Origin of the sequence: Treponema sp. OMZ 790 (assembly GCF_024181285.1) — a bacterium.
Classification (GTDB): Bacteria; Spirochaetota; Spirochaetia; order Treponematales; family Treponemataceae; genus Treponema_B.
This window is the reverse complement of the sequence record NZ_CP051201.1, coordinates 562,200-584,186: the sequence shown is the minus strand read 5'-3', so window position 1 is coordinate 584,186 and position 21,987 is coordinate 562,200. Positions and strand designations below refer to the sequence as shown.

Here is a 21,987-nt window from a genome sequence, read left to right as displayed (position 1 = left end):
ATAACTATCTATAATATTCATCGCCCGGCGTTTCTTTTCTTACTTTTTGTACTTCGTCATTCACACTTTAACACTTATCATTCGTAGTTCTTACTTCGTCCTTGTACATTTTCCCTCTTTCCTCAATTGCAAATTCTCATAGTCTGTGCTATTATATATCTATGAAAAGTTTAAACCTCTTATCAAAACGGCTTTTTAAAGCTGCTGTTATTTTTTTGTCGGTATCGGTTTTTATTACCGGTTGTAAAAAAAGTGAAGAAGCCTTGCAAAATGCAATGGATGATATTGAAAGTGTAAGCTATGGAGCTTTAAAACGGCTTGAGCCTATCAATATCACATTCAAGGAAGAGATAAAACATCCGGAAAACCTTGAAAAAGCTTGTGTTTTAACGCCTAAGGCTTCAGGTGAATGGAAAATAATAGGTACAAATCAAATTACCTTTATTCCGTCATCGGCCTATAATTTTAAATCTGACCTTAACTTAAATTTGGATGTAGGACTCCTCCTCGAAAATACGGGAAAGAAAAAAGGAATCAGCCTCTCATTCATAATAGCTCCTCCCGAATTTAAACTTACATCGGGGGAACTCATACCCGATGAAAAAAGGGAAGATATTTTCAGATTTGAAGGAATAGCCGAAACCGATATTCCCGAAAACATCGATGCAATCGAAAAAATGATTACTGCCGTTTTAAGCATGGAAAACACAAAAACAAACCCTGCCGTAAAGGTAAGTCAAGGAGATGTATCCAATCAATATAAGCTAAGCATAAAAGAGATACAGAGAAAAAAACAAATCCAAAATTTAGAACTTTCATGGGACTTAAAAACTATAGGAGGCGAAGGCTCCAATGCTGCAAGCTTTACGGTCGCAGCCCTATCGGCTTTTCAAGTAACTTCATTTTCACAAGAGAGCGGAAGCGAAATACAGGTAAATTTTTCGGATGCTTTGGATTCTTCACAAGATTTAAGAGGTTTTATAAAACTTGCTTCTAATCCCGAAACTCCTTTTAGATACACAATTGACGGATACAAACTTAAAATATTTTCACAAAACGGAGTTTTTCCGGATAATACCCGCCTTTCCATCCTATCCGGTATAAAGAATTCAAGAGGGAAAAAACTTGAGACGGAAGCAAATTTTTCCATTACGGTCGCTTGGGAAAAGCCCAGCATCCTTTTTACAAAGTCAGGAAATATTCTTCCATCAAAAGACAATGTTTCTATATTGATTTCTACAAAAAACATCAGAGGAATCATGCTTGAAGCCTTTCAAATTTACGATAAAAACATGACACAATTCCTTCAGGTAAATTCCATAGACGGCGACCGCGAAATGCATCGAGTAGGAGAACCCGTTTGGAGACAGAGCTTTGATTTTGAATGGACGAGCTCAATGAAAAACCTATATATCAGGCATTCACTGGATATAAGTAAGCTGGTAAAAAAATTCCCCGGAGGAATGTTTGAACTCCGTGCAAGTTTTACAAAAAAACACAGCATGTACGAATCCCCCTCAAAGAGTGACGAGTTTTCTCATCTGCCCTTCCCCAAGGATATAAGCGAAATAGAAAACTTTAAAAACATTGAAACCGATTATTGGAACACTTCGGACATAGAAGACGAAGAACGATACAACTTTTGGCAGCACAGAGAAAATCCTAATCACCCGGCTTTCTATCTTCCTTCGTACAGTAGACATTGTATGGCAACGAAGAGAGTTTTGGTTTCAAACATAGGTTTATCGGCAAAAAAAGACAGAGAGGGAAAACTATATATAACTGCCGCCGATCTATTAACGGCAGAACCTATGAGCGGCGTAAACATAAGCTTATTCAATTTTGCTCAAAAAGAATTGGAATCAGGAAAAACCGACGGCGACGGACTTTTGATGCTCAAAAACGAAAACCAAGCCTACCTTATCAAAGCCGAAAAAAACGGAGACGTAAACTGGCTTCCTCTTAATTCCGATGTACTTTCTACAAGTCATTTTCAGGTAGAAGGAGAATCTTCAAAAAAAGGAGTTAAAGGTTATATTTACGGAGAACGCGGAGTTTGGAGACCCGGAGACGATATCCACTTGGTTTTTATCTTACAGGATTTGGAAAAGAACCTTCCTAAAGACTATCCCATCAAATTCAGTCTTGAAGATCCATTAGGCAAAAAAGCAGATACCAAGGTATTTACCTCCTCGGTAGACGGTTTTTACAGAATAGACACAAAAACAAATCCTCAAGACAAAACCGGTACATGGTATGCAAGGGTTACGGCAGGCGGAAAGACATGGTCTAAGAGCATAAAGATAGAGAGCATAGTACCAAACCGTCTTTTTGTAAATCTTGATCCTAAAGAAAAATATTTTTCGCAAGGTTATAATGCTGCAGTACTTGCAGGCGAATGGCTCCATGGAGCAAAGGCTGCAGGTCTGAAGGCCGAAATTTCAGCCCGATATGTATTAAACCGCAATCCTTTTGAAAATTATAAAAACTATAACTTTATAAATCCCGAGCTCCGAGTACAACAAGACTTAAATAAAATTTGGGAGGGAACCTTAGATTCATCAGGAAAGGCCGATATCAATCTTTACCTTTCATCCGAGGCTAAATCTCCCGGAAAACTAAAGGCGGTTTTTGAAACAAGAATATACGAACCGTCCGGCGCCTTCTCAATGGAAAACAAGGTCTTCGACTACTCTCCCTATTCGCGATATGTCGGAATGCAGATTCCCAAAAGCGATGATGAGTATCGAGATATGCTTCATACCAATAAAGATCAAACCTTGCACTTTGTGGTTTTAAATCCCGATGGAAATCCCGTAAAAGAAAGCGTATCCCTGGCCGTTAACCTTTATAAACTCGAATGGTATTGGTGGTGGGAACGGGATGAAGAAAGTGTAAACTATACAAATTCAAGATACACCCGTCACATAAAGAACTGGAATGTTTCGTCAAAAGGCGGAAAGGCCGAATTGAATATGAAGGTCAACGATGGCGATTGGGGCCGGTATTTGATTGTGGTTTCGGATCCGGACGGAGGACACAGCTCTGCTCAGGTTGTATACTTTGACTGGGAAGGCTGGGCAAGCAGAAGAACATCGGAAGAGTCAAGCGATTCAATTTTGATGCTCACTCCGGATAAAAACAAATACTATGCCGACGACACTGCCGAAATTACATTCCCCGGATATAAGGGAGCAAAAGCTCTGGTAACCTTAGAAAAAAACGGCAAGGTCTTAAAACAAGAATGGATAAAATCCAAGGGAAATATCTTCTCGTACAAGATAAAAATAGATCCTTCAATGGCACCGAACATCTATGCTCATGTAAGTTTAATACAGGAACACAGTCAAACAAAAAACAGTCTCCCCATAAGAATGTACGGTATAACGCCCATAATGGTTGAAAATAAATTATCGAGAATCAACCCCGTGATAAAGGCTGAACCGAGCTACGAACCTAACAGCAAGGTTTCGTTTACGGTAAGCGAAGAAAAAGGAAGACCAATGACCTTTACAGTTGCTGTTGTAGATGAAGGTTTATTAGGCCTTACAGCTTTTCACACGGGAAACCCATGGGACAGCTTTTACAAAAAAGAATCTTCTCAAATTGCCTCTTGGGATATTTACAAATACGTAATCGGAGCTCACAGCGGAATGATAGAGTCGATTCTTTCGGTAGGAGGCGGAGGCTTTATAGACAATAAGACCTCAAAGAATGCTGAACGCTTTAAACCGATAGTATACTTCTTCGGGCCCTTTGAAATAAAGGCAAAGGAAAAGAAAACAATCGAATTCGATCTTCCTCAATACATCGGAGCCTTGCGCATTATGGCAGTTGCAGGCAAGGACGGAGCCTACGGTATAAAAGAAGAAACCGTAAAGATAAAAAGCGATCTTATCGTAATGCCGACCCTTCCCCGAACCATGGGCATAGGAGAAACAATCGAAGTTCCCGTAACCGTATTTAACGGAACATCTTCAGAAAAAAAAGCTAAGGTAATCCTAAAGAGCGAGGGAGCCGTAAGCTCAAATGAAACAAAAGAATTAAGAATCCCTGCAAATTCCGACTCTTCCGTTTTCTTTACGGTAAAAACGGATAAGGGAGGCATCGCAAAATTCACGGCGGAAGCCTCGGCCTCAGGTATTTCAAAAACGGCAAAAGCCGTAACCGAAATCGATGTACTTTCCAGAGGAACGCCCTACTCCACAGTTGAGCTTATAAATATCGAAGCCGGAAAAACCTTTGCAAAAACCGTCCAGCTAAAGGGCGAAAACGGAACAAAGAGTTTAAGTGTCGAAATGTCTCAAATGCCGGCCCTCGGCCTTGAAAACCGATTGGCCTATCTTTTAGGCTATCCTTACGGCTGTATAGAACAGATCACTTCCAAGGCCTTCCCGCAGTTATACCTAAACACGGTGACGGAATTGGATCAAACAGAGATAGACAAGGCTAAGAGCAATGTAAGCTCCGTACTAAACCGCTACATAAACTATCAGCTTAGGTCAGGCGGATTCAGCTATTGGCCTGACGGAGGATATGAAAGTCCTTGGGCTACAAACTACGCAGGCCACTTTATGGTAGAAGCCAAAAAAGCGGGCTATGAGGTAAATGACAGCATTTATCAAAGCTGGCTTTCTCATCAGATAGAGACTGCAAAAAATTGGGCCGGAACCTATGTAGACAGCATGGAAACACAAGCCTACCGCCTCTACACCCTCGCCCTCGCAGGCAAAGCCGAAATAGGAGCTATGAACCGCTTAAAAAATATGGAGCAAAACCTTAACTCGGTATCAAGGGCCTTCCTTGCAAATGCTTACAGCCTTGCAGGCCACAGCAATACGGCCAAGACCATGCTCGAAAAACTCTACGAGCCGACTACAGTTTATAGAAGCACGGGCGGAAACTTTTCGTCGAACATCAGAGACCTCGCCCTAATCTTAAATGCCTACACCACAGTCGGCGAAACCGCAAAGACGACAAACCTTATTTCGAAACTTGCAAAAATTTCTTCAAGCGATGATTGGCTTTCAACACAGGAAACGGCTTGGATTCTTTTAGCCCTCGCTCCTCACTATGCCTTTGATAAGAATAAGAGTGTAAGCTACGAAATTGTAACCGAAGCAAATGTCATCAAAAACAAATTGAACAATACTTCAAAGCTCCATAAGATTCCTGTAAATACCGAAACGGCAAAAAAGATCGAAATTAAAAATACGGGAAATGCCCCTATCTTTGCCGCAATCAACACGGCAGGCAAACTCAATCCGGGAACTGAAACACGCATTGAAGAAAACCTAAGACTTAACCTTGTCTATAGAAATGAAGACGGGCAGGAAGTTTCTCCTGAAGCTCTTAAAAAAGGACAGAGATTTAAGATGAGCGTAAGAATTCACAATAAGACTCAAGGAGCTCTTGAAAACCTTACCCTTTCAATCCCCATCCCGACAGGCTGGGAGATTACAAACACAAGGCTGGGAGGCGATGACGATACGGATTCGGAAGACAAACGTAACACAAGACAATTATACGACTTCCAAGATTTAAAAGATACCCATATTTACACACACTTTGCCTTGGAGGGCTACGGCACAAAGGACTTTGAGTTTACGGGAACCGTAACATATGGAGGAGAATACTATATACCGGCAATCTTTGTCGAAGCAATGTACGATTACGCATATAGAGCAATCCTCCCCGGCACAAGGATCAAGGCTTTTGAGTAATATGCACATTGACGAATTTATAAAAGCTGCAAAAAAGAACAATGCTGAACTTATAAAAGCTTATTTACAAAACGGCTTTGATATTAATACTCAAGACAAGGACGGATTTACGGCTGTTATGGAAGCAGCCGAATTCGGCTATAAGGACTTGTTTTGGTTTTTAATCGAAAAAGGAGCAGATGTTTTAATTAAAGCAGATTATAATTTTTCGATAATTCACGCCGTCGGTTTAGGCGGCGACAAAAAAATGCTTGACTATGTAATCTCAAAAGGTGTCTACATAGATGAAAAAATTACAGGCGGAGAGCAGGACGGCATGACAATAAAAGACTATGCTCTTTTGGCAAAAAATGAAGAATTAAATAATTACTTAAAATCTTTATAAACACGGAGAAAATGATGAAAACCAAACTAATGATTTTATGTTTAAGCTTATTATTAGCGGCTTGTACTCCAAAAGAAAATGAAGAAATTTTTGTGAAAAAAATTGATCACTTTATGCTGACCTGTAAGGAGCCTAAAGAATTATACGGCATGCTGGAACACACATTTGATTTACCCGTTTCATGGCCGTACCGCAACATGGGTGAGTTTACCAGCGGAGGTATAGAATTCGGAAACTGCGTATTGGAAGCCGTTGACTTTAAAAAGGCGGAAAACATTGCAAACATTGATGGAATACTTGGAATGGCATTTGAACCCGCAATGAAGGTTTCTGATATAAAGGACAGACTGAGAGAAAAAGGATTTCAGGAAGCAAATATTTATTCAGGTCATTATTGGCAAAATTTAGTCTGTAATGACTTATCTACAGGAGGAACTGTCTTTTTTTGCGAGTATCAAATTCCTGTCAGCAGACCGGACAAAGAACCCGGCGGAAACTTGGGGATTCGATACATAGAAAAAGTAAAAATAGCATACAGCGATTATACAAAAGCCCTTGATTTGTGGAGGAAGCTTCTTGTTCCGCACAAAGAAACTAAAGAAGGTTTTTGGGAAATAGAAGCCTCCCCGAATATCGAAATCATTAAAGACGATTACGACAAGTTTATAAGTTTTGAAGTAAAGGTTAAATCCTTAGAGAAGGCGCGATCCTTTTTATCGGAAAAAGATTTAATCGGTAAAGATACGGGCTCATCGGTTTATACCGACCCCCAAAAAACATACGGAGTTCTATTCGAGTTTACCGAGTGAAGGAGCGAATGTCGAAGTGCAAAGTTCGAACTTCGGCACTATTAAAATATCTGTTATAATTTTTAATAAGAAGAGGATGCCTTATGAAACTTTACGATCTAATTGCAGAAAATTACGAAACAATTTTTCCTCTCGAAAAAGAAAAAGTTGACTTTATTAAAACTTTTTGTAAAAAAGGAAAAATTATCGATGCAGGATGTGCAACGGGAGAGCTTTGTTTTACTCTTTTAAATGAAGGTTTTACACCAACCGGAATAGACCTAAACATAAAAATGATTTCGATTGCACAAAATAAAATAAGACCTTCCGCTTCAAATATAAGATTTAAAGTTGAGGATATGCTCAACATTGTAAAATTCGGGCAACTCAACGCCGTATTCTGTTTCGGCAACACTCTTCCTCACCTAAAAAATAAGAATGAAGTTTTTTTATTTTTTTCTTATATTTATAAAAGCCTTTTAGGAGACGGAGTTTTTATCTTCCAGATATTAAATTACGATAAAATCATTTCAGAACAAAAGGTAAATTTTAAAACAATCGAAAATGGGGATTTTATTTTTAAACGTTCCTATGATTTTGCAGAACAAGAAAGGCTTAAATTTATCATAAACTTTACGGATAAAAAAAATAACGAAAGTCTATCGGATCATACCTTTTTGCTCCCCCTAAAACAGGAATTTTTAAAAGAAAGTTTAAAAAAAGCAGGCTTTAAAAAGATAGGCTGCTATTCTGATTATAATTTTACCCCAAGCGATTTAACGGAATACTCGACAATCTACGCTGCAGAAAAATAAGTGCTTAAGGTATAAAGAAACCGTTAAAAGTTCACCGCAAAACCTTGACCGGAATTGCGGTGATTAAAGAAACAAAAGCTATTTATCTATCCCTACCATGTTAAGAATAAAAGCATATTCAAAGGCTGTGTCCTTAATTCTGTCATAGCGGCCGGTAGCGCCTCCGTGGCCTGAATCCATATTCATGTGGAGGATTAAAATATTATCCCCGGTTTTCTTTGCGCGCAGCTTTGCCGTATATTTTGCAGGCTCGTGGAAAAGAACTTGCGAATCGTTTAAACCGCCTGTTACAAGAATGTGCGGATAATCTTTTGCTTCGATATTGTCATAGGGTGAATATGAAAGCATGTAGTTATAGTACTCCTCCTCGTTCGGGTTGCCCCACTCTTCGTATTCGCCTGTAGTAAGGGGTAAGGAATCGTCGAGCATGGTGGTAACTACATCTATAAAGGGAACGGCAGCCACAACCGAATGGAATAAGTCGGGTCTCATGTTTGTGACGGCTCCCATAAGAAGGCCGCCCGCACTTCCGCCCATTATTGCAATTTTTTCCGAAGAAGTATATTTTTGAGAAATCAGATGCTCGGCACAGGCGATAAAGTCGGTAAAGGTGTTCTTCTTTTTTAAGAGCTTACCGTCCTCATACCATTGCTCCCCCATGTCGCTTCCGCCCCTGATTTGAGCAACTATGTACACAAAACCCCTTTCGACAAGGCTGTAAACGCTCGGACTAAAATACACATCAGAGCTGTAGCCGTAGCTTCCGTAAGAATATAGAAGAGCCGGAGCTGCGCCATCCTTTGCCAAGCCTTTTTTATAAACGGCAGCCATAGGAACCTTTACTCCGTCTTTTGCCGTTGCCCAAAGTCTCTCTACAGTGTAGTCATCAGGGTTAAAGCCTGAGGGAACTTCCTGCTGTTTTAACAAGACCGATTTTCCCACATCTATATCGTAATCGTACAAACTGTTGGGGCGGTTTAAGGATGTGTAGTTATAGCGCACCTTACATGAAGTATATTCGGGGTTTGCACCCAAATAGGCTGTATAAACGGGCTCAGGGAAGGAAATGTTTTTTACCTCTCCGGTTTTAAGAGATTTAATTTCAATCTCGATAAGACCGTTCTTGCGGAGTTCCAATACAAGGAAGGATTCAAAAACAGAAACATCTTCAATGCGCACCTTTTCGTCATGGGCTCTTTCTTCCTTCCATGTAGATTTATCGGAATATGAAGAAAGAGGAGCGGAGTAGATCTTGCCGTTTAAGTTTTGCTTGTCCTTCCAGCGGATAAAAAACTTTTCCTTGTGAGGATAAACAAAATACTCAATATCCTTACCTCGCGGAAGAAAGATTGTAAATTCAGAATGAGGCTTATCGGCAGAAATAAAACGCTCTTCTGAAGTGGTAGAACTTGAACTTGAGATAAAAATAAATTCTCTTGTCTTTGTCTCATGCACATAGCAGGAAAACTTTGCATCCTTTTCTTCGTAAACAAGAGTTCCTTTTTCTTCGTTAAGACCTTGACGTAAAATCTTGCAGGAGCGCAAGGTGCTGTCGATTGCACTGTAAAAAAGAGTTTCGCTGTCTGATGCCCAAGCAGCGGAGACGGCTCCGTCGTAGCTGAAACTTAAATCTTTTCCGGTTTCCAAATCGCGCACTTTTAAAGTGAACTCTGCAAAAGAGCCCGTTTCGTTATAAAAATAGCAGGCCTTTTTATTGTCGGGGCTTACTATGTAGCCTTCAAAAATAAAGGCTTGTTTGCCTTCCGCCATCTTGTTTATATCGAAGATTATTTCTTCGACTGCATCAAGAGAGGCCTTTTTTCTGCAATAGGTTCTATACTGCTTTCCCTTTTCGACACGGTTGTAGTAATAATAACCGTTTTCAAAAACAGGATAGGTTTCATCATCTTCCTTTATGCGGCCTACAATTTCATCGTAAATAGATTTTTGTAAATCTTTTGAAGAAGCCATTATCTTATCCGTATAAGCATTTTCTGCATTTAGATAATCTATAACTTTTTTATCGGTCTTGTCCTTAAGCCAATAATAATTATCGGTTCTCGTTTTTCCAAACTTCTCAAAATTCGTCGCTTTTATTTCCGCCACGGGCGGTTTTGCAAAATCGGATTGTTTCAATTTATTACTCCTAAATTCTTGTAAGTATGTTCGTACACTATTATGATTAGTATACTTCAGCGTACATTATAGAGAGATGATGGGTTTCCGTCTATAGGGATATAATCATAACCAAACAACTTATCCTTATTATCCAAATCAAAGCCAACCCTTGCAAATTCTCTCATACCTCTGTATACTATCGCTATGTTAAAAAAGGAAACAGAAAAAATTGCAGCATAATGACGGTCAGTTTATACTGTTTAAATAAACCGCAAGAAACGCAAAGCGTTGAGCTTCGCTCAACTTCGCCAAGGATAATTTAAAGATGTTCTTACAAAGACTTTATTAAAAACCTTTGCGTCCTCCGCGGTTAAATTAAAAAACCCGCTTAAATACTATTATCTTTTTTTTACTTATGTTATAATGCCGTTCGGAGAACAAAAGAATGCATTTTCCTGAAAAACTGCCGACAAAGAAAATATTACAAGCCTTGATACCGGCCTTCATTTCTGCCGTCATAGTTTTACTGTCAATACTTTTTTTTACCCCGGATTTTAAAGTTGATTATTCTTTCACTCTTTACAGCTCCGGCGGGAAACTATTGGGAGCATCAGCGGCAAAGGACGGCCAATGGCGGTTTCCTCAAAATGTAAGTCTGCCTTTAAAATACAAAGAAGCCCTGCTCACCTATGAGGACAAAAACTTTTACTTTCATTTCGGGATAGACCCTCTTTCAGTTTTTAGGGCAGCCGCCGAAAACCTTTTAAAAGAAAAAATAGTTTCGGGCGCTTCTACAATTACGATGCAGACTTCGCGCCTTTCAGAAAAAAATCAGATACGAAGTTTTGGGCAAAAACTAAAAGAAAGTTTTTTTTCTCTTTTTTTGGAACTCGCCTATTCAAAAGAAGACATTCTTAATCTTTACTCTTCCCATGCGCCCTACGGCGGAAACGTTGTAGGGCTTGAAGCCGCCTCGTGGCGGTACTTCGGAAGAGCACCTGAAGATTTAACATGGGCAGAAGCGGCCTGCCTTGCGGTTCTTCCGAATCAGCCATCCCTCGTACGCCCGGGAAAAGAAAGTAAAATCTTAAAACAAAAAAGAGATAATCTTTTATACAATCTTTTTTTGCAAAAAAAAATCGATAAGGAAACATATGAACTTTCTCTTGAAGAACCCGTTCCGGATAAACCAAAAGCTCTTCCGCAAAAAGCTCATCACTACCTTGAGTTTTTAAAAACAAAAACTTCCAAACCAAAAAACATAAGCACTCTGGATCACGCCTTACAGGAAATAGTTTTTGAAATTGCCGAGCATCATTTTAAAATCAACTCGCAAAGCAGTGTCCACAATATAGCGGTTTTAATCTTGGATACCGAGACCGGAAATCCATTGGCCTATATCGGAAACACGGGACTTAACAGCCCGAATGCAAAACACGAACATGTCGATATGATTCAGGCGAGGCGGAGTTCGGGGAGTTTACTAAAACCCTTTTTGTTTACAGCCATGTTGGATGCAGGCATGATTTTACCTGACCAGCTTCTCATCGATATTCCGACAAAGATTGCAGGCTACACGCCTCAAAACAGCAGCTACACATATTCGGGAGCAATCCCTGCGCGTAAAGCCCTTTCCTACTCTTTAAATATTCCGTTCATACGCTCTTTACGCGAATTTACCGTACCGGCCTTTTTGGATATTTTAAAACGCTCGGGCTTTACCACCTTTAACCGCTCTGCAGGCGAGTACGGTCTCCCCCTCATTTTGGGCGGCGGCGAAATAAACCTCTACGAAATTACCTATAATTACAGAAAACTGATGCTGAAAGCGCAAAACAAACTCGGAGGAAAATTTCCTTTTTCTTCAGGCGCTTGCAGGATAACGATGGATGTACTTACCGAAGGGAACCGCCCCGAAGAAGAAGCCATCTGGCAGTTATACGCCAAAGACCAAAAAATTGCATGGAAAACCGGAACAAGTTACGGAAACAAAGACGCATGGACTATAGGCATTACTCCTAAATACTCCGTGGGAGTTTGGTGCGGGAATGCATCGGGCGAAGGAAGACCCGAAATTACAAGCACAAAACTGGCTGCCCCCATTCTATTTGAGATTTTTAAAATACTTCCAAAAACCGATTGGCCTGAACAAGAATTAAAGGATTTTGAATTTATAAAAACTTGCGCTGATTCGGGATATCCCGCAGGAGAATTTTGTAATAACACAAAAAATATTTTAAAACCAATCGGAAGCCACAGCCAAAAAGTATGCCCCTATTGCAAAAAGGTTTCTTTAACTCCCGACGGTAAATTTCAGGTAAAAGCTAACGACATAAACGAATTACCCAAAATAGAAAAACGATTCATTCTTCCGGCTGCCGCAGAATATTTTTATAAACAAGGGCATCCTGAATATAAGCCTCTCCCCCGCTGGATTCCGGGAAGTACGGCCTCTTTACTAAGTGAATTTGAAATTCTATTTCCCGAGAACGGAACCTCTGTCTATATTCCCACGGAACTCGACGGCTCCATGGGCGCTTTAACGGCAGAGGCAGTTCATAAAAATCCCGAAGCCGTAATTTACTGGGACTTGGACGGAGAGTTTTTAGGACTTACAAAAACTTACCATCAGATGAAAATACAGACAACAAGAGGAAGCCACATACTGACTGCTACAGACAACCGAGGAAACACCCACAAAAGAGTTTTTCATGTTTTAAACGAAAATTAGTCTTTCAGCATGACCTGTAAAACAACTTCGTCAGTTTTGCGCATACCCTCGGCAGCAACAACACCGATACCTGCTATGGTTTTTTCGATGTCATTCTTAACTACGCCGTCGCCTCCTGCAAAGAAATTTCCTTCCATTGCAAGCTCATGAGAAAAGAGGGCTGAGTCCAAGGCAGAAGCAATTTTGGATGCACACGACTGCTTGGCTCCGTCGCAAAGAATTCCTGAAACAGTTCCCAAGGTGTTGGCAATTGTTCCGCATACCTGTTCATAAGAGCCGCCCTTCATATAGGTAATTGCGGCGGCGCAGGCAGCACCGGCAGTTACGGCTCCGCAATAAGCAGAAAGCCTTCCGATGCCTGTTTTTTGATGAATGGCTAAAAGGTTGCTTACAATCAAACAGCGGAGAAGTTTTTCTTCGCTTATTTTTTCTTCGCGGGCGTACACGATTACCGGAACAGAAACGGCAAGCCCCTGATTTCCGCTTCCCGAATTGGTAATAACCGGATAAGAACATCCGCACATTCGGGCATCGGAGGCAGCAGCAACTTCACCTTCCGCCTGAACCTTAACCGAAAAATATTCACCTTTCTTTTGGTTGTATTTTAAAATATTTTTTCCGGTTTCAACACCGTAAGAATTTTTTAAGCCGTCTTCGGAAACACGCATATTATATTCTATCTGTCTGGTTATGATGGGAGAAACCTCGTCAATGGGAACCGTATCTGCAAATTCCAAAATATCTTTTACGTTTAAGCAGCTTCTATCGGTCAAAGCACCCGAGGCCGAATTAAGACTAAAAGGTTTTTCAAAAATAATTTCATCATTCTTTTTAAGAAGTACAATATTTGTATGCTGATGGATGAGCTCTGCAACTCCCGTATCGCCGTTAAGTTTACCCGTAATTCTTATGTGAAGACTTGCAGGAGTATCCATGAGCTTAAGTTTAGTGCAGGACTTAGCCAAATACTCATGTGCAAGTTTTACATGTTCTTCGGTAACGTCGGCTAAAACTTCCAAGCCCTTATCTACATTACCGCCTATAAGACCTATCAAGGTAGAGGCTTCCATTCCCTTCATTCCGCCGGTATTAGGCACAATAACCGACTTTGCATTTTTAATAATATTTCCGCTGCTTTCAATCAGAATTTCATCAGGGATTCCTCCCATTATTTTTCGCAAATTTGCAGCCGCATAGGCAATGGCTATGGGCTCGGTACATCCAAGGGCCGGAACCAATTCCTCTTTTAAAATTTGAACATACTTTTCACATTTTGATTTGTCTAAGCTCATACTCTTTCTCCAAGTTATAATTATAACTTAAATATTTTATTCATATATTAAAGTCATGTCAACCATCATTGATAAGGATATTATTTGCCTTCTTCAGCAATTGTTTGAGCAAGTCTAAAGCCCAAAATATATCCGGGATTTACAGGAACCGCATAGCCCCAAGATTTTACGCGGGCAAAGTCAAGACTTTGTTTTACGGAGCCGCTTTTTATAATTCGGGGTCTGGCTCCCTGGTTATTTATGGGATCGATAAAATCTCCGGGACTTCTTCTATTGTATCTGTCAAAACACCATTCCCAAGCATTTCCCGACATATCATAAAGCCCCAGTCTGTTCGGCTTTTTTTGACCGATGGGATGGAGATCGATGATTTCTCCTGATGAGCCTACATTAAAAAAAGAGCTGTTATATTTGTACCAGGTATATTCTCCGGCCTTTTCGGTGTCATCCGTTCCTGCAAATCCAAAGTTCCAGTCGGAAGCCTTCGTATCGCCGCCTCTAGCAGCAAATTCCCATTCGGCTTCAGTCGGAAGACGATAGCCGTTATTTTTTATCCTGACATCGGGGTTTTCGCTCTTTGTAATATCCAAAGCATTACGCAAAACTTTTCCGTCATAATAATAAACAGGGTCAAGCCCTTCTTTTTCGCTTAAAGCATTGCACCAAATTATTGCATCACTCCACGACATTTTTGTTACAGGGTAAAGACCGGCTTTTACCGTATTGTACGGTTTACCCAGTTCTTCGGCCTTTTTCTTTAGTTCTTCAATTTCATACATTTTTTCGGGATCAGCCAAATGACTCATATAAATTCCCGGTTGTCCAAGCGATTGAAAATAATATTTATTCTCACTTTCATTTATAATCCAGTCATAGACTTCCCGCCAAAAAGAATAAGAAACTTCATATTTTCCGATTTTATAAGGGCTCAAAGTAACTTTTCTCCCGGAAGTAAAAAAGCCTTCCGATCCTTCGCCTTCAATAATTACAGGTTTTTCTATAACGGTTATCATCGTCTGAAAATCTTCAGCAGAATAATGAGGATAATTTATTATCTTCTGCCTTGTAGCAAATAAAATTCCGCCTATAATCAAAAATGAAGCCAAAAAATAAAAAAAATTGCTTTTTGTATACGTATCAGGATTTTTAAGTTTTTGCATAATATTCTTTAACGATTTCATAGAAAACCCCTCCAAATAACAAAAAAAGGATAACATATAGAATAAAAAAAATCAACAGCAAAAAAATATTTTGGTTGAAAATTTTATTTTTATGCATTATAATGTTCTAAAAGAGGATTAATTATGCAGACAATTTATCAAACAATGAGTGACGGAGCAGCTATTGCAGTACATCAGTGGTTGCCCAAAAAAAAGCCCAAGGCCGTAATTCATATAGTCCATGGTATGGCAGAACACGCTCTTAGATATGAAGACTTTGCCGAAGATGCATGTACGCGCGGATTTACGGTATTTGCAGCAGATCATCGAGGTCACGGCAAGACTTGCGGAAACATAATGCTTAAAGGTTATCTCGCCGATAAGGACGGCTTTAAGCGGGTTGTCGAAGATCAAAAAGAGATAAACGATGAAGTTAATAAAATCTATCAGGATATTCCCATTATAATACTCGGACACTCATTCGGCTCTTTTATAACACAAAATTATATAGAAAACTACGGTCAAACCGTAAAAGCCGCCATACTGGTAGGAAGTGCAGGTCCGAATTCGATGATGAACATTGCGGGAGCCGCCGCAGGTTTAAACAAATTATTTTCCGGGCGAAAAAAGCCTTCAAAGTTTATGGATAAACTCAGCTTTGGCTCTTACAATAAAACCGTAGATAAGCCTAAAACAAATTTCGACTGGCTTTCACGGGATGAAGAAGAAGTTCAAAAATACATTGCTGACGAGTATTGCGGATTTATTTGTACGGTAGGTTTTTACCAAGACCTGATCAAAGGCCTAAAGCAAACACATAAGCCCTCAGAAATGGCAAAAATCCCCAATGAACTGCCGATACTTATTACCTCAGGCGATAAAGACCCTGTTTCAAACCTTGGTAAGAGCGTAAAAAAACTATATGATATATATAAAACAAACGGAATAAACGACCTTGAACTAAAACTTTATAAAGACGCCCGTCATGAAATATTAAACGAAACCAATAAAGAAGAAGTTAAGGCCGATATATTCGCATGGATAGAAAAAAGACTATAATTTTGTCTTATTCCGCAAATTGTGTTTTTTAATGTAATCTTGAGTTTTTTGATAATCTTTCTTTGCAAGAACCAAATATTTGGGAGCAAGCCCTGCCCCGCCGGCCATCTCGTATCTGTCTATAATGGCTTTGAGCATATCGTCAGCGTCAAGCCAATTTTTTTGGCTTACATAGATGTGGGCAATTTCATATTCCGCAGCGGTTCTGATCGAGGCATCGTTTCCATAGCGTTTTATCACTATTTTATAATACTCAAGAGCATTTTTTAAATAGCCCTTATCAATTTCTTCCTGAGCTCTTTGATTTAACTCAATCGGTGTAAGATTGGCAGGAACGGTTTCATCAGTAGGAAGACCGGCACAAGAAACAAGCAAGAAAGATACAGCCGTAAAAACTATAAAACCAACAAAATTAAAAATGCAGGTCTTTGCCCCAATTTTTTTTATCATTTTTATTCTCCAATTTTATTTAAAGCGTATGTTAACACATCCTAAACAACGGATATTGGAAAAAGTATCAAAGTTTAGGACGTGTTAAAAAGTGAAAAATTATTCCCTTATTACAGTAATCTCTACACGGCGGTTTTTTGCCATATTCTTTTCATTATTGCTGGGAGCCAACGGCCTTGTACTTCCATAACCGGCTGTCATAATCCTTGAGCGGTCAATACCCCTCTTAGAAATTTCATCTGCGATTCTTTCCGCCCTTTGAACCGAAAGAATTTTTTCGTCCTCAGGCTTATTAAGATCTGCCGTATGACCCTCAATTAAAAATTTCGTATAAGGCCCCAGTTTTAAAAGAGCTTCGGCAATTATGTCTATCTTTCCCATCTCCTCAGGGAGAACATCGGGCATATCTGCGACAAACCGAATATCGTACATGGTTATTTTTATGATATTTTTAGGATTGGAAAGCTCAATACCCTTTTCTTTTTGTTTTTCAAGCAAGAGCTCAATATCATGATAGGCAAAGTAATAGTTTTCATCAGGCGGTGTAAAAGGCTCTGTAACATGGAGCATGTCTTCATCACAAACTATGACAACTCTGCCTTCCTGTAAAAGTTTTAAGTTTTCAGGTCTCGATAAGATGCGGCTGCTATCCTCTATCGAAATAACCGGATCCGTTCTATTTTGTCCGAAAACGCCTCTGGCGATAATGCGTAAGGGTTCGGTTCCTATCTGTTCACGGTACATCTGTTCGTTAAGAGTCGAAGAATATAAAACTATACCCAGTTTTTTTGCTATTGCAGGATCTACCATATTTTTTTCATATATCATGGACATATCCTTATCCCAAATTTTCGGAAAAATACAGGGTTGAAGTTTTTCTTTTGTATATTCGCCGTGTACGGGCAGCAAACCTCTTGCATCTATCAAAATACCGGTATAAGCCTTGCTGACTGTAGTATTCGGAGGGATCGAAGGAACATAAGGCGATTTATGCTTTATAAATAGTTTTGCTATTTCATGCATCTCGGTACTTGTTTTTATCAGCGCATTGGAAAGATCATTTGAAAAATGCGGATTTTTATAATTACCTTTTTCAATTATCTTGTTTATGGTATTTAAATTTACTTTTTCTTCTGCAAGATAGTTTCCCAAACGGTGAGAAGAATCGACTATAACCGAAAGATAGATATCCTTTAAAAGCGAAGGTCTGTATTTTTCTATTGTGTTAAAGGCCGCATCCCTGTCGCTTGGAAGATAAAACCCGCTCTTATTCATGTCCAGTTTTATTAAGGATTCTATAGTGCCATTCTCCCAATTTTGAACAGAAGAAGACTTAAGTACCGGCTCATAGGCATTTAGGGCAAAACAAAAAAGGAAAAAAAACAAAAAAAAGCAGTTTAAGATTAAACCTCTATTCCGTTTACGAGCTTTATTTTTATTTAAAAGTTTGTCCATCGGCTTTAATCTCCTTTCCTTATCAGTTTATTATCGGCACCTTTAGTTTTTGGCCTAAGGAAAGTACCGAATTTACTTCAATTCCATTTTTTTCGGCAAGCGTTTCAACTTGAACATTATATCTTAAGGCTATCGACCACAAGGTGTCTCCTTTTTTTACCGTATAAAGATCATTAAAGTCAACATTTTGCTCATCCCTTCTGCGGCGGTAGGAAGTTACGGTTTTTAAAGCAGGTATTTTAAGAACCTGACCTATTTTAAGAGCTGTAGGTTTAACATTATAATTGTAGTTCATAATCGACTTGATGCTTACGCCATAATGTTTTGACAGAGCATAAAGGGTATCTCCCGATTTAACCTTGTAGCTGTAATATTTTATGAGCAGTGTATTTTTTTCGAGCAAATCTTGAACGGCAGCCTTATGCTCCATGGGAATACGCAAGTTGTATTTTATATTGGGAGGCGTAATATTAAATTTTAAGGACGGATTAAGGGCAGAAAAAAGATCCGTATCAGCCTTAACTTTTTCTGCAAGTAAAACTACATCTATGGAACGCCTTATAGGAATAATATCTGTAGCTTCATAATCGAGAGCATCGCCCCAATCGATACCATATTTTTCGCTTTGCATCAAAATTTCTGCAATAGCCAAAAATTTGGCAACATAGAGAGAAGTTTCAGGCTTTAAGAATTTTTTCTCCGCCAAATACCAGTAATTGCGGCTTCCGGCTTTTTTTATAGCTTTGTCCAAGGCCCCTACTCCGCAGTTATAAGCGGCAAGAGCAAGATACCAATCATTATAGTAGCTGTAATTCCATTTTAGTTTTTTTACCGCCGCTACGCTGGTCTTCCAAGGATCCCGCCTTTCATCAACCCACTCATCAATGTGAATATCATAGCCTCCGATGCTGTTCCGCATAAACTGCCAAATACCGACAGCTCCAGATCTTGAAACAGCCTTAGGAGAAAATCCCGATTCGATTACCGGTAAGAACAAAAGTTCCGGGGGCATATTTTCTCTGCGTAATTCTTCAATAATAAAATTCCTGTAAGGAATAGATCTTTTCATAATCGCTTCCAAGTACCTTAAACCGTCTTGGTTAAGATATCTGTTTCTAAACTTTTCGATAAGAGGATATTTATTAGGTACAATAACCGTACCATGAAGCGATTTTTGACGATTATAAGACAATGATGCCTTATTAAACTGCCATGCTTTAAAAGGGTCATCCTTTGTAAAATCTAATGATGCAGAATGAACACCGTCAAACATAAAAAAGACAAAGACAATCAAAATTAGACGTATCTTCACTAAATTTTTTCTCCATAGTAAATACCGGCCCATTCCCACCTTCCGTGAATTTCGGGATCTGCAGGAAAGTTTACCTTTCTAAAATACAGATACCATATCCTTGAGTATTGATTCCACCCGGAGGTTTTAAGATAAGCTTCATAAGGTGTAGAGGACGGATCAATTTCGGGTTCTATTTTTATATAGCTCCCGCGCATAAAATTTCTTAAAGAAAAATCGGGAGACCCGTAAATATCGGAAAGTTCCTGCTTCCATGCCATCGAAAAAAAGTTTACTTTTGAGCGGTAACGTTCCAAGGTATCAAAATCCTTCCTCTGAATTGCCGATTTTATAGTAGTTAAAAGTTCATCGAGACTTTCCATTGTCCAGCTTTTTGTGGACGAGTTGTAGTCTACGATTTTTCGGGCATAACCGTAATTGTCGGGAATGCCGGGAATTACCAAATCGAAACGGCCGAGGCCTATAAATTTGGAATAGCTTTGAATTGCCAAATGCCATTCACCCAGTTTTTCGTAATTTTGTGCAAGCATAAAATAGGAATAAGCAGGGTCAATGCTGTCATAAAAGTTTGAAAGTAAAAGAGAGTAATACTCTACAAGGCGCTTGGGATCACTCGTTATATTTATCAAATTCTTTAAACTTAAATATTGAATGGATTTTCCCGAAATTTCCATATCCTTATCGAGTTTTATAACTCTTTCAAAAAAATAAGCTGCCGGCTCATTCATTTTTTGTTCCATGTATTCGTTTGCCAACATTAAAAGCCAATAGCCGTTGTAAATATCGTCAGGGTCTTTTTCTACAAGGGAACTCAAAAAGACAATGAGCAGCTTGTTCTTCTTTTTGACTTTGAGATTTTTTGCTATTCTATCTTTAACGGCAAAGCTCATTTCTTTGCTTTCCGTTTTTTTTAAAACTTCAATCAGGGTTTTCTGCTCGTCTTTTAAGTTGTCCATATCATCGTATAAGTAAAGGTCAGGATCTTTTTTGCATCCTATAAAAATTAAACAAAGAGCGAAAACCAAAATAAATTTATTTTTCATCGTTCTATAATATCATTTTCTCCTTAAAAGTACAATAAGGACTCAAATTTCCATGCCTAAGGACCTTGCCTTTAAGGCTTTGCTCAAAATACTGTCTAAAAGATTGGAAAATTTTTGAATTTCCTTTTTACCGAAAGAATTCGTTTTTTCGGGAGCGAGGCCGTTGGCCTGAAGCTCATACATAAAATTCCTTGCAGATAAATAGGTATTTATGTTGTCTTTGGTAAAAATCGTACCTCTGTCATTTATCACATAAAGTCCCTTATCGACCAATGTTTTGGCCAAGGGGATATCCCGCGTTATTGCCAAATCTCCCTTTTGTGCATTTTCGGTAATGTACACGTCAGCTGCTTGTTCGGTATTTTCCGTAACGGCCATTTCTACATTTTCCGATTTGGGGAGAGGTATTTCCCTGTTTGCCGCAAAAATTACCCGGAGACTCAGCCGATCTGCAGCCTTAACCGTAATTTGACGTATTCTTACCGGGCATGAATCGGCATCTACCCAAATTTTCATATCACCTCGTTTATTTTTTCAATCATCCTCATAGCCGATTTTTCCATATCGAAGGCTTTTTTGATTAGATCATCGGAATTTTGTTCCGAAAATTCTTCTTTGTACAGCTCATCGGCAATCAAAATACCTGCAAGGATGGAAAGCTTTAAAGGGTCTGTAACCTTGGAGCTTTGCTTCACTTGGTCTAAAACATTTAAATAGTGATTGTAAATTCGGTTTAGATATTCATCGGTTTCGTCGGCTTGAATGGCAAAGGAAGTTCCCAATAGATCTATATTTAATTGCCCTTTGCTCATTTTTACCTAAAATATATCCATCTGCTTATTTACAGCAGAGGATGGTCCCAACACATCATCAAGGTCTTTTTGAAGATTATCGGAAGGCATTTCTTCCGTAAGGGACGGTTCTTGTTCTGCCTGCTCTTTTTTAGGAAGAGGTTCAGCAGTTTTTTGTGAGGGCACAGGTGCAGAGGCTTCGCTTTCTGCAGTTTGCGGCCTCACCTCGTGTTTTTTTGTATAAGAGGCATCCTCAAACGCACTTAATTGATTAAGTGCGTTGATTATTCCTTCCTCGATCTTGGATTGGTCATCTTTAAAAGTTATTATAAGCTTCTCCAATTCGGAAATCCGCCTGTCGCGCTCTTCAATTTCTTTTTTTAGAGAATCTTTTTCGGTATGAAGGCTTTTTATTATTTGTACAGCCCTTTCTACCTTGCTTTCAAGAAGCCTTACCTGATCGAGATTGAGCATATTAGGCTCCTAAAGCTTTTTTTGAAGCTTCTACTACAGCCTTAAAAGCTGCGGGATCTTCGATAGCCATGTTGGAAAGTGCTTTTCTGTTTAATTGGATACCGGCTTTGTTCATTCCGGCAATAAAGCGCGAATAGGAAATACCCTCAGCTCTAACGGCTGCATTGATACGGGTAATCCATATCTGCCTCATATCGCTCTTTTTATCTTTTCGTCCTACATAGCTGTGAAGCAAGGCCTTTCGAACTGCATCGCGGGCTGCCTTAAAGTTGGTACCACGGCGGCCTCTAAAGCCCTTGGCTTGCTTCAATATAGCTTTTCTTCTTGTAATTCTTCTATCACTGCTTGTTGATCTTGACATTATAAACTCCTGACTTCTATTTCAAATAAA

Annotated in this window: 17 protein-coding genes; 6 read left to right on the top strand and 11 right to left on the bottom strand. The window is 39.3% G+C overall.

Annotated elements, in window-relative coordinates:
- The first annotated feature begins 161 nt into the window (after nucleotides 1–161).
- From E4O01_RS02695 to E4O01_RS02680, 4 genes are all read left to right on the top strand, one after another.
- On the top strand, nucleotides 162–5,723 hold the full coding sequence (locus E4O01_RS02695) for an alpha-2-macroglobulin family protein (protein ID WP_253694133.1): 5,562 nt from the start codon (nucleotides 162–164) through the stop codon (nucleotides 5,721–5,723).
- Nucleotide 5,724: 1 nt separating this feature from the next.
- Nucleotides 5,725–6,108 (top strand): ankyrin repeat domain-containing protein, encoded by a 384-nt coding sequence (locus tag E4O01_RS02690; RefSeq protein ID WP_253695160.1) that lies wholly within the window; start codon nucleotides 5,725–5,727, stop codon nucleotides 6,106–6,108.
- 14 nt (nucleotides 6,109–6,122) lie between these two features.
- Nucleotides 6,123–6,917, top strand: a complete 795-nt coding sequence (locus E4O01_RS02685; RefSeq protein WP_253694131.1) for a hypothetical protein — start codon at nucleotides 6,123–6,125, stop codon at nucleotides 6,915–6,917.
- Between the two features lie 83 nt (nucleotides 6,918–7,000).
- On the top strand, nucleotides 7,001–7,711 hold the full coding sequence (locus E4O01_RS02680; protein ID WP_253694129.1) for a class I SAM-dependent methyltransferase: 711 nt from the start codon (nucleotides 7,001–7,003) through the stop codon (nucleotides 7,709–7,711).
- 78 nt (nucleotides 7,712–7,789) lie between these two features.
- On the opposite strand, the gene E4O01_RS02675 is transcribed toward E4O01_RS02680, so the two are convergent.
- On the bottom strand, nucleotides 7,790–9,847 hold the full coding sequence (locus E4O01_RS02675) for a S9 family peptidase (RefSeq protein WP_253694127.1): 2,058 nt from the start codon (nucleotides 9,845–9,847) through the stop codon (nucleotides 7,790–7,792).
- A gap of 427 nt (nucleotides 9,848–10,274) precedes the next feature.
- Here E4O01_RS02675 and pbpC point away from each other — a divergent pair, with 427 nt between their 5' ends.
- Nucleotides 10,275–12,560, top strand: a complete 2,286-nt coding sequence (pbpC, locus tag E4O01_RS02670) for a penicillin-binding protein 1C (RefSeq protein ID WP_253694125.1) — start codon at nucleotides 10,275–10,277, stop codon at nucleotides 12,558–12,560.
- Here pbpC and E4O01_RS02665 read toward each other — a convergent pair.
- Together E4O01_RS02665 and E4O01_RS02660 are read right to left on the bottom strand one after the other, a co-directional pair.
- Nucleotides 12,557–13,852 carry an L-cysteine desulfidase family protein gene (locus E4O01_RS02665; protein ID WP_253694123.1) on the bottom strand — a complete coding sequence of 432 codons (1,296 nt, stop codon included), beginning with the start codon at nucleotides 13,850–13,852 and terminating at the stop codon, nucleotides 12,557–12,559. The genes pbpC and E4O01_RS02665 overlap by 4 nt on opposite strands.
- Nucleotides 13,853–13,932: 80 nt before the next feature.
- Nucleotides 13,933–15,033 (bottom strand): formylglycine-generating enzyme family protein, encoded by a 1,101-nt coding sequence (locus E4O01_RS02660; protein ID WP_253694121.1) that lies wholly within the window; start codon nucleotides 15,031–15,033, stop codon nucleotides 13,933–13,935.
- Between the two features lie 123 nt (nucleotides 15,034–15,156).
- On the opposite strand from E4O01_RS02660, the gene E4O01_RS02655 reads away from it, so the two are divergent.
- Entirely contained in the window at nucleotides 15,157–16,071 is a 915-nt protein-coding gene (locus E4O01_RS02655; protein ID WP_253694119.1) for an alpha/beta hydrolase, read from the top strand.
- Here E4O01_RS02655 and E4O01_RS02650 read toward each other — a convergent pair.
- The 8 genes from E4O01_RS02650 to rplT all read right to left on the bottom strand — a co-directional run bounded on the left by E4O01_RS02650 (nucleotide 16,066) and on the right by rplT (nucleotide 21,957).
- A complete protein-coding gene (locus tag E4O01_RS02650) occupies nucleotides 16,066–16,521 on the bottom strand; it encodes an outer membrane protein assembly factor BamD (RefSeq protein WP_253694117.1) in 456 nt (151 codons plus the stop codon). The two genes, E4O01_RS02655 and E4O01_RS02650, sit on opposite strands and share 6 nt — an antisense overlap.
- Before the next feature lie 99 nt (nucleotides 16,522–16,620).
- Nucleotides 16,621–17,976: an OmpA family protein gene (locus E4O01_RS02645; protein WP_253694115.1), complete on the bottom strand. Its 1,356-nt coding sequence runs from the start codon at nucleotides 17,974–17,976 to the stop codon at nucleotides 16,621–16,623.
- A gap of 22 nt (nucleotides 17,977–17,998) precedes the next feature.
- Nucleotides 17,999–19,321 (bottom strand): LysM peptidoglycan-binding domain-containing protein, encoded by a 1,323-nt coding sequence (locus E4O01_RS02640; protein WP_371819608.1) that lies wholly within the window; start codon nucleotides 19,319–19,321, stop codon nucleotides 17,999–18,001.
- Nucleotides 19,288–20,331, bottom strand: a complete 1,044-nt coding sequence (locus tag E4O01_RS02635) for a tetratricopeptide repeat protein (RefSeq protein ID WP_253694111.1) — start codon at nucleotides 20,329–20,331, stop codon at nucleotides 19,288–19,290. The genes E4O01_RS02640 and E4O01_RS02635 overlap by 34 nt, the downstream gene beginning before the upstream one ends.
- Before the next feature lie 42 nt (nucleotides 20,332–20,373).
- Entirely contained in the window at nucleotides 20,374–20,847 is a 474-nt protein-coding gene (locus E4O01_RS02630) for a YaiI/YqxD family protein (protein WP_253694109.1), read from the bottom strand.
- Nucleotides 20,844–21,143, bottom strand: coding sequence for a cell division protein ZapA (gene zapA, locus E4O01_RS02625; RefSeq protein ID WP_253694107.1), 300 nt, complete (start codon nucleotides 21,141–21,143; stop codon nucleotides 20,844–20,846). The genes E4O01_RS02630 and zapA overlap by 4 nt, the downstream gene beginning before the upstream one ends.
- A gap of 6 nt (nucleotides 21,144–21,149) precedes the next feature.
- The gene (locus tag E4O01_RS02620; RefSeq protein ID WP_253694105.1) at nucleotides 21,150–21,596 is read right to left on the bottom strand and encodes a cell division protein ZapB; all 447 of its coding nucleotides are present in this window, start codon (nucleotides 21,594–21,596) and stop codon (nucleotides 21,150–21,152) included.
- Nucleotide 21,597: 1 nt separating this feature from the next.
- Nucleotides 21,598–21,957: a 50S ribosomal protein L20 gene (gene rplT / locus E4O01_RS02615; RefSeq protein ID WP_253694104.1), complete on the bottom strand. Its 360-nt coding sequence runs from the start codon at nucleotides 21,955–21,957 to the stop codon at nucleotides 21,598–21,600.
- Between the last annotated feature and the right edge of the window lie 30 nt (nucleotides 21,958–21,987).